The organism is Streptomyces bohaiensis (genome assembly GCF_012033785.1).
GTDB lineage: Bacteria > Actinomycetota > Actinomycetes > Streptomycetales > Streptomycetaceae > Streptomyces > Streptomyces bohaiensis.
The window spans coordinates 1-7,924 of record NZ_JAAVJC010000214.1 but is presented as its reverse complement, the minus strand read 5'-3'; the positions used below and the strand labels follow the sequence as shown (position 1 = coordinate 7,924).

Genomic DNA, 7,924 nt, shown 5'->3' with positions numbered 1-7,924 from the left:
GCGCCGGGCCGGCCGGGTGGGCGCACTCCTGGTGCGCCCCGCCCGCCGGCCGAGCGGCGCCCGTCGTCACGGCCTGCGCAGGGCGTCGCCGGCGCCGGGCCCGGTGACCAGGGCGTCGACCCCGTCCACGTCGCTGTGGCGTGTGCCGTCACGCCCGGGACGCTCCTCCAGGAGGTCCTTGCCCAGCAGGGTGGGGTCGGGCAGGTCGACCGGGTACTCGCCGTCGAAGCACGCCCGGCAGAGGTCCGGCTTGGCGATCGTCGTCGCCTCGACCATGCCGTCCAACGAGATGTAGGCGAGGGAGTCGGCGCCGAGCGAGGTGCCGATCTCGTCCGTGGTCAGGCCGTTGGCGATCAGCTCCGCGCGGGTGGCGAAGTCGATGCCGAAGAAGCAGGGCCACTTGATGGGCGGCGAGCTGATCCGCACATGGACCTCGGCCGCGCCCGCCTCGCGGAGCATCCGGATCAGAGCGCGCTGGGTGTTGCCGCGGACGATCGAGTCGTCCACCACCACCAGCCGCTTCCCCCGGATGACCTCCTTGAGCGGGTTCAGTTTCAGCCGGATACCCAGCTGGCGGATGGTCTGGCTCGGCTGGATGAAGGTGCGCCCGACGTAGGCGTTCTTCACCAGGCCCGAGCCGTAGGGGATGCCGCTCGCCTCGGCGTAGCCGATGGCGGCCGGGGTGCCGGACTCCGGTGTCGCTATCACCAGGTCGGCGTCGACGGGGGCCTCCGCGGCGAGGCGGCGACCCATCTCGACGCGCGAGAGGTAGACGTTGCGGCCGGCGATGTCGGTGTCCGGGCGCGCGAGGTACACGTACTCGAAGACGCACCCCCGGGGCTTCGCTTCAGCGAATCGCCGGGTGCGGAGACCGTTCTCGTCGACGGCGATCATCTCGCCCGGTTCGATCTCCCGGATGAAGGAGGCGCCCACGATGTCGAGGGCCGCGCTCTCGGAGGCGACCACCCAACCGCGTTCCAGCCGGCCGAGGACCAGCGGGCGGAAGCCCTGCGGGTCACGGGCGGCGTAGAGGGTCGTCTCGTCCATGAAGACGAAGCTGAAGGCGCCACGGACACGGGGCAGCACGCGCTCGGCGGCGTCCTCGACGGTCAGCGGCTTGCCGTCGTCGTCGGTCTGGCCCGCGAGCAGCGCCGTCACCAGGTCGGTGTCGTTGGTGGCCGCGACGCGGTGCCGGGGGGTGTGTCCCCCGGGCAGCTCGGCGACCATCTCGGCCAGTTCGGCGGTGTTGACCAGGTTGCCGTTGTGGCCCAGCGCGATCGAGCCGTGGCCCGTCGCACGGAAGGTCGGCTGCGCGTTCTCCCAGGTGGAGGACCCGGTGGTCGAGTACCGGGCGTGCCCGACGGCGATGTGCCCCTGGAGAGAGCCGAGGGAGGTCTCGTCGAAGACCTGCGAGACAAGACCCATGTCCTTGAAGACGAGGATCTTCGAGCCGTTGCTCACCGCGATGCCCGCGGACTCCTGCCCCCGGTGCTGCAGCGCGTACAGACCGAAATAGCTGAGTTTGGCGACCTCCTCGCCCGGAGCCCAGACACCGAAGACGCCGCAGGCGTCTCTCGGGCCCTTCTCACCGGGGTCGAGGTCGTGGCTGAGTCGTCCATCACCACGCACATTCGCCAGTCTAGGGCAGGTTGCCCCGGGTGCGGGCCGCGCTCCTTGTGACACATGGCTCACCCGGCAACGACCCGCGACGCGCTCCGCCACGACCGTACCGGCGCTGACCTGCGACGCAGCCGACGACGGCCACGCTGGGCCCGCAGCGCCGTGACCCGGGGTGACCATCGGAGTCGGTGCCACGAGGGGCGATCGGAACAGGTTCGCGACCTGGTGTTCGGCCGGCGGGCGGGGTGCGCCGCCCCGCGGTCGCCCTCGCCGGTGCCCCGTTCCGTGCCGGCACCCCGTTCAGTGCAGTACGGGCAGTTCGTCGGCGAGCCCGGCGGCGCGCTCCCCGCCGACCTTCAACCGCCCGGTCGCCGTCATCGTCTTCCACGTGACACGACCGGTCGCGAGCCGGATCCAGCTGACGGGGTCGGTCTCCACGACCTGTCCGGGGGTGCCGCGGGTGTGGCGGGGGCCGGCGAGGCACTGGACGGCGGCGAACGGCGGGATCCGCAGCTCGGTCGAGAACCCCGGCGCCTTCTCGGCCAGCGCGTCGGCGAGGACACGGACGGTGCTGGCGACCGCCATGCGGTCCAGCCGCACCGGGCTGCCGGTGGCGCGCGTCAGGTCGTCGCTGTGCACGACGAGTTCGACGAGCCGGGTGACGGTGAAGTCGAGGGCGCGCATCGGGCCGAAGACGTGGGGCAGCAGGAGGTCCTCCCGCACACCGGTGTCGATGACCGACTCCAGCTCCTCCGCCGCGGTGTCGATCGCGGCGGCCTGGTCGTCCCGGGAGGCGGCGTCCTCCTGGGCCCAGGAGTCGATCTTGGCGGCGATCTCGCCCGTTCCCAGCACCCACTGGGAGAGCGTGCAGGAGGGGCGGGTGGCGCGGGGCGCCGGCTCGGCGAGGAGCTGCGGGAGGGCGTCGATCTGCCGGGCGAGGTGGGCCAGCAGGTGGCGGACGTCCCAGCCGGGCAGGCCGGTGGGCCTGCCGAGCTGCTGGGGGGTGAGCTCGTGGGCGGCCAGGCGGACGAACTCCACCTGCGCCAGCACCGCATCCCGGACCCGGTCGGGATGGTAGGAGCGAGGCTTGCGCCGAGGTGTGGACATGTCTGGAGCTTACGACCTGCGGCGCCGCCGCGAGGCGGAGAGTCACCGACCCGGTGTGCCGCCACCGCCCGGGCGTCCGTCGGGCGGACGAGGCGGCTCGGCGGGGCCGGTCGGCGCGGGCCGCAACCTCCCCCGGACGGTGGGGCACCGGGACGGTACCGGGCGGGTATCAGCTCTCGGCCACGCCTGTCTGCCGCGCACCGCGGTGTGCCAGGATTCGCGCATGCCTATCGCGGACAAGTACCTCGCAGACGACGAAGACCTGGTCTTCTACACCCGCCAGCACTGGACCACGCTGGTCTCGGAGTTCCTGCTTCTCCTCGTCGTCATCGCGGGTACCGCCGCCCTGCTGTGGGTGATGCCGTCCGACGAGGAGTGGAGCGACATCGGCCGGTGGGTGGTCATCGGCGCCGGCGTGATCGCCGCGCTGTGGCTCTGGCTGATCCCGCTGTTGCAGTGGCGCTCCACGGTGTACGTGCTGACGACCAAGCGACTGCACAAGCGGACGGGGTTCATCACCAAGGCCGGCCGCTCGATCCCGCTGACCCGGGTCAACGACGTCTCGTACTCGGTCGGGTTGTGGGAGCGGATCATGCGGTACGGCACGCTGCACGTGCAGTCGGCCTCGGAGCAGGGGAAGATGACGCTGCGTCACGTGCCGGACCCGGAGCTGCTGAAGACGAAGGTGTACCAGCAGATCGATGCGATCGGCCAGGACGGCCCGGGCTACCAGGTCTGATTCGGCGCCTGCTGCGGCGCCCCTCCTCCACTCGCCCGTCGAGCCCCGGCCACCGGCCGGGGCTCGCAGCATGTCCGGGCCGCGTGGCGGCAGTAGGTCCGCAGGGCGCCGGTCCTCGGGTCACTCGGACGTCGCCGGTCAGGCAGGTGCGGTGCCGTCAGCCGGGAGCGGTGCCGGTGCGCAGCGGGTCGTCGAGGACGGTGCGGGTGACGGCGTGGGCCGCGCCGAGCAGCGGCCCGTCGGCGCCGAGGCGGGAGACGACCAGCGGCGGCGCGGTGCCGAGCCGCCGGGTCAACTCCGCGGTGAGGGACGGCAGCAGCCAGGGTGCGAGGACGGCGAGCGCGCCGCCGAGGACGAGCGCGTGGGGGTCGAGCAGGTGGGTGGCGCCGGTGAGGGCGATGCCGAGGTCGGTCCCGGCGCCGCGCAGCGCGCGCAGCACGTCGGGGTCGCCGTGCTCGGCGCGGCCGGCGAGGTAGGCGGAGCGGGCGCCGGGGCCGGGGTGGTCGGCGACGGCGCGGGCGGGGTCGAGTCCGACGGCGCGCAGCAGCGCGGCTTCGCCGGCGTACTGCTCCAGGCAGCCGCGGCCGCCGCAGGCGCAGTTCTCGCCGCGGCGGCGGACGGGGACGTGGCCGAGTTCGCCGGCGAAGCCGCGGTTGCCGCGCAGCAGGCGGCCGTCGGTGAGGATCGCGGAGCCGATGCCGATCTCGGCGGAGATGTGCAGGACGTCGCCGGTGCGGCAGACGGGGTCGCCGATCCACAGTTCGGCGAGGGCGCCGAGGTTGGCCTCGTTGTCGGCGGTCAGCGGGGCGTGGGCGGCGAGGGGGCCGGTGGTGAGGTCGACGTCGCGCCAGCCGAGGTTGGGGGCCTGGACGACGTGGGCGCGGTCGCGGGAGACGAGGCCGGGGACGGCGACGCGGAGCCCGGCGGGGTGGAGTCCGGCGGCGGTGACCTCGTCGTGGACGCGGGTCACCAGTGCCGCGAGCCGTGCCAGGACGGGCTCGGGCGCACTGCCGCGGTTGGCGGAGTCGACGGCGGCGCGGGCGCGGACGCGGCCGCGCAGGTCGACCGCGCAGACCGCGAGGTGGTCGACGCCGATCTCGGCGCCGAGGCCGCAGGGCCCGCGGTCGCTGAGGGCGAGGACGGTGCCGGGCCGGCCCGGGGCACCGGAGTGCCCGAGGCCGGCCTCGGCGAGCAGGCCGGCTGCCAGCAGGTCGTCCACCAGGGTGGAGACGGCGGTGCGGGTGAGGCCGATCCGGTCGGCGACCCGCGCCCGGGAGGCGGGGCCGCCGTCCGCGACGGCGTACAGGACGGCCGCGAGGTTGCGGCGGCGCATGTCCTGCTGGGTGTGCAGCCGGCGGGTGGTGGTCATCGCGGGAGGTTACCGCCCCGGTCGTCGCCGTCGGGGGCGTATCCGGTGGTGTCCGCCGTCGCGGGGCCGCCCGGGGCGGCCGGGGTGGGGCGGCGGAGCAGCTCGTCCGCGCCGGTGAGGGCGTTCTCCAGGCGGGCCAGCGCCTCGTCGTCGCGGGGGACGGCGTCGTGGGAGGGGCCCTCGGCGGTGCGCCAGCCGCGGGCGACCTCGGCGGGGTCGGTGCCGAGCAGCAGTCCGGCGGCCTGGGCGGCGGCGCCGAGCGCGACGAGTTCCTGGGCGCGGGGGACCTGGACGGGGCGGCCGGAGAGGCGGCGGACGGTCTCGCGCCAGGCGGTGCCGCGGGCGCCGCCGCCGATGAGCAGGATCGGGGCGTCGGGGCGGGACTCGTCGGCGAGGACGAGGTCGAGGGCGCGCAGCAGGGCGTAGACGGCGCCGTCGTACGCGGCCTGGAGGACCTGCCCGCCGGTGGTGTCGTGGCGCAGTCCGTAGAGCAGGCCGGAGGCGTAGGGGAGTTGGGGGGTGCGTTCGCCGTCGAGGAACGGGAGCAGCACGGGGCCGGCGGCGGGTTCGACGTCCTCGCGTTCGCGGCCGAGAAGGGCGGCGACGCGGTCGACGGCGAGGGTGCAGTTGAGGGTGCAGGCCAGCGGGAGCCAGCCGTCGGTGGCGTCGGCGAAGCCGGCGACGGTGCCGGTCTCGTCGGCGGGGCGGGTGCGGCTCACGGCGTAGACGGTGCCGGAGGTGCCGAGGCTGAGGACGGGGGTGCCCGGGGCGAGGCCGAGGCCGAGCGCGGCGCCCATGTTGTCGCCGGTGCCGGCGGCGACGAGGGCGCCGGTTTTCAGCGGGAGTCCGGCGGCGGCCATGACGGTGCCGGCGCCCTCGCCGCGGCCGACGACGCGCGGCAGGAGGGCGGGGTCGAGACCGAGGTGGTCGAGGATGCCGGTGTCGTAGCCGGCGTCGTCCCCGGCCCACCAGCCGGTGCCGGAGGCGTCGCCGCGGTCGGTGGTGCCCTCGCCGGTGAGGCGGCCGGTGAGGTAGTCGTGGGGCAGTCGGACGGCGGCGGTGCGGGCGGCTGCCTCGGGCTCGTTCTCGGTGAGCCAGCGCCACTTGGGGGCGGTGAAGGAGGGGGCGGGGACGCTGCCGACGCGGCGGGCCCAGGCGGCGGGACCGCCGAGGTCGCGGATGAGGGAGTCGACCTGCGGGGCGGAGCGGACGTCGTTCCACTGGAGGGCGGGGCGGACGGGGGCACCGCCGGCGTCGAGGGTGACGAGGCCGTGCTGCTGGCCGGCGACGGAGATCGCCTCGGCCTCGGTGGCGGCGCGTCCGCACTGCTCCAGGGCGGCGGTGAGCGCCGTCCACCAGTGTTCGGGGTCGATCTCGTGGGTGGCGGTGGTGGGGTGGCTCGCCTGGCCGGAGGCGACGACCTCACCGGTGGCGGTGTCCACGACGAGTGCCTTGGTGGACTGCGTCGAGCTGTCCACCCCGATGACCAGTGGTCCGTGCGCTGTGGCCATGGGTGCTGCCTCCTGGGTTCCGGGTGCGGTGCGGTGCGGTCGCGTGCGCCGTGGGTGCGGGTCGCCCGGGTGGTCGGGTGCGCGGGCGGTCGCGGTGGCCCGCGCGCCGCCGCCGCTGGTGCGCGCGTTCGCACACCCATGTTGCGACGACGGGTCTCTTGACTGCCCCGGCGGGTACGCATACTAATTTGTAAATAGCCCTGACGAAATGGCGGCCGGGGAGACCGGTACCGCCGCCCGTCACGGCCGGTACCCCCGCACGCCCGCAGGACCGAGACGAGGAGCGCCCGTGCCGCAGAACTACGTGCCCACCCCGCAGGACAAGTTCAGCTTCGGTCTGTGGACCGTCGGTTGGAGCGGCAACGACCCGTTCGGCGTCGCGACCCGCGCCCCGCTGGACCCGGTGGAGGCCGTGAACCGGCTGGCCGAACTGGGTGCCCACGGCATCACGTTCCACGACGACGACCTGATCCCGCACGGCTCCTCCGAGAGCGAGCGCGACGCGATCATCAAGCGGTTCAAGGATGCGCTGGCCACCACCGGCCTCAAGGTCCCGATGGCGACCACCAACCTGTTCTCCCACCCGGTCTTCAAGGACGGCGGCTTCACCGCCAACGACCGCGACATCCGCCGGTACGCGCTGCGCAAGACCATGCGCAACATCGACCTGGCCGCCGAGCTGGGCGCGGAGACCTACGTCGCGTGGGGCGGCCGGGAGGGCTCGGAGAGCAACGGCTCCAAGGACGTCCGCGGGGCGCTGGACCGGATGAAGGAGGCGTTCGACCTCCTCGGCGAGTACGTCACCGAGCAGGGCTACGGGCTGCGGTTCGCGATCGAGCCGAAGCCGAACGAGCCCCGCGGCGACATCCTGCTGCCGACGGTCGGGCACGCCATCGCCTTCATCGACCGGCTGGAGCGGCCCGAGCTGTTCGGCGTCAACCCGGAGGTCGGCCACGAGCAGATGGCCGGGCTGAACTTCGCGCACGGCATCGCCCAGGCGCTGTGGTCGGACAAGCTGTTCCACATCGACCTCAACGGCCAGCACGGCACCCGGTTCGACCAGGACCTCCGCTTCGGCGCCGGTGACCTGCGGGCGGCGTTCTGGCTGGTCGACCTGTTGGAGACCGGCGGCTACACCGGCCCGCGGCACTTCGACTTCAAGCCGCCGCGCACCGAGGACGCCGAGGGCGTCTGGGAGTCGGCCGCCGGCTGCATGCGCAACTACCTGATCCTGCGGGAGCGGGCCGCGGCGTTCCGCGCCGACCCGGAGGTGCAGGATGCGCTGGCCGCCGCCCGCGTCGACGAGCTGAACACCCCGACGCTGGCGGCGGGTGAGACCGCCTCGGCGCTGCTGTCGGACGCCTCCGCGTTCGAGGAGTTCGACGTGGACGCCGCCGCCGCCCGCGGCATGGCCTTCGAGCGGCTGGACCAGCTGGCGATGGACCACCTGATGGCTGCCCGTCCCTGAGGCGGTACAGCGCGGCCTGGTTGGTGGAGGCCCCGAGGGAGACCTGCGCGTAGACCGAGGCGAAGAAGAACAGCGGCACGAACGCGAGCATCGCGAAGAACAGCACCAGG

The 7,924-nt window shown here is 74.1% G+C and carries 6 protein-coding genes; 2 read left to right on the top strand and 4 right to left on the bottom strand.

Going from position 1 to position 7,924, the window contains the following annotated elements; translation table 11 throughout:
- Positions 1 to 66 precede the first annotated feature (66 nt).
- On the bottom strand, positions 67 to 1,629 hold the full coding sequence (gene purF / locus HCN52_RS18845) for an amidophosphoribosyltransferase (RefSeq protein WP_312876777.1): 1,563 nt from the start codon (positions 1,627 to 1,629) through the stop codon (positions 67 to 69).
- 291 nt (positions 1,630 to 1,920) lie between these two features.
- On the bottom strand, positions 1,921 to 2,727 hold the full coding sequence (locus tag HCN52_RS18840) for a maleylpyruvate isomerase family mycothiol-dependent enzyme (protein ID WP_168089636.1): 807 nt from the start codon (positions 2,725 to 2,727) through the stop codon (positions 1,921 to 1,923).
- A 223-nt stretch (positions 2,728 to 2,950) separates the two neighbouring features.
- On the opposite strand from HCN52_RS18840, the gene HCN52_RS18835 reads away from it, so the two are divergent.
- On the top strand, positions 2,951 to 3,466 hold the full coding sequence (locus tag HCN52_RS18835) for a PH domain-containing protein (protein WP_168089635.1): 516 nt from the start codon (positions 2,951 to 2,953) through the stop codon (positions 3,464 to 3,466).
- A gap of 157 nt (positions 3,467 to 3,623) precedes the next feature.
- On the opposite strand, the gene HCN52_RS18830 is transcribed toward HCN52_RS18835, so the two are convergent.
- Positions 3,624 to 4,835, bottom strand: coding sequence for an ROK family protein (locus HCN52_RS18830; protein WP_168089634.1), 1,212 nt, complete (start codon positions 4,833 to 4,835; stop codon positions 3,624 to 3,626).
- Complete coding sequence (xylB, locus tag HCN52_RS18825; protein WP_168089633.1) at positions 4,832 to 6,346, bottom strand: xylulokinase; 1,515 nt, start codon at positions 6,344 to 6,346, stop codon at positions 4,832 to 4,834. Before xylB ends, HCN52_RS18830 begins: the two co-directional genes overlap by 4 nt.
- 289 nt (positions 6,347 to 6,635) lie before the next feature.
- Here xylB and xylA point away from each other — a divergent pair, with 289 nt between their 5' ends.
- Complete coding sequence (gene xylA / locus HCN52_RS18820; protein ID WP_312876776.1) at positions 6,636 to 7,814, top strand: xylose isomerase; 1,179 nt, start codon at positions 6,636 to 6,638, stop codon at positions 7,812 to 7,814.
- Positions 7,815 to 7,924: the final 110 nt, after the last annotated feature.

Coding starts and splice junctions, on each gene's coding strand:
- HCN52_RS18840 (WP_168089636.1), bottom strand. CDS start 2,727: ATGTCCACACCTCGGCGCAAGCCTCGCTCCTACCATCCCGACCGGGTC.
- HCN52_RS18830 (WP_168089634.1), bottom strand. CDS start 4,835: ATGACCACCACCCGCCGGCTGCACACCCAGCAGGACATGCGCCGCCGC.
- xylB (WP_168089633.1), bottom strand. CDS start 6,346: ATGGCCACAGCGCACGGACCACTGGTCATCGGGGTGGACAGCTCGACG.
- HCN52_RS18835 (WP_168089635.1), top strand. CDS start 2,951: ATGCCTATCGCGGACAAGTACCTCGCAGACGACGAAGACCTGGTCTTC.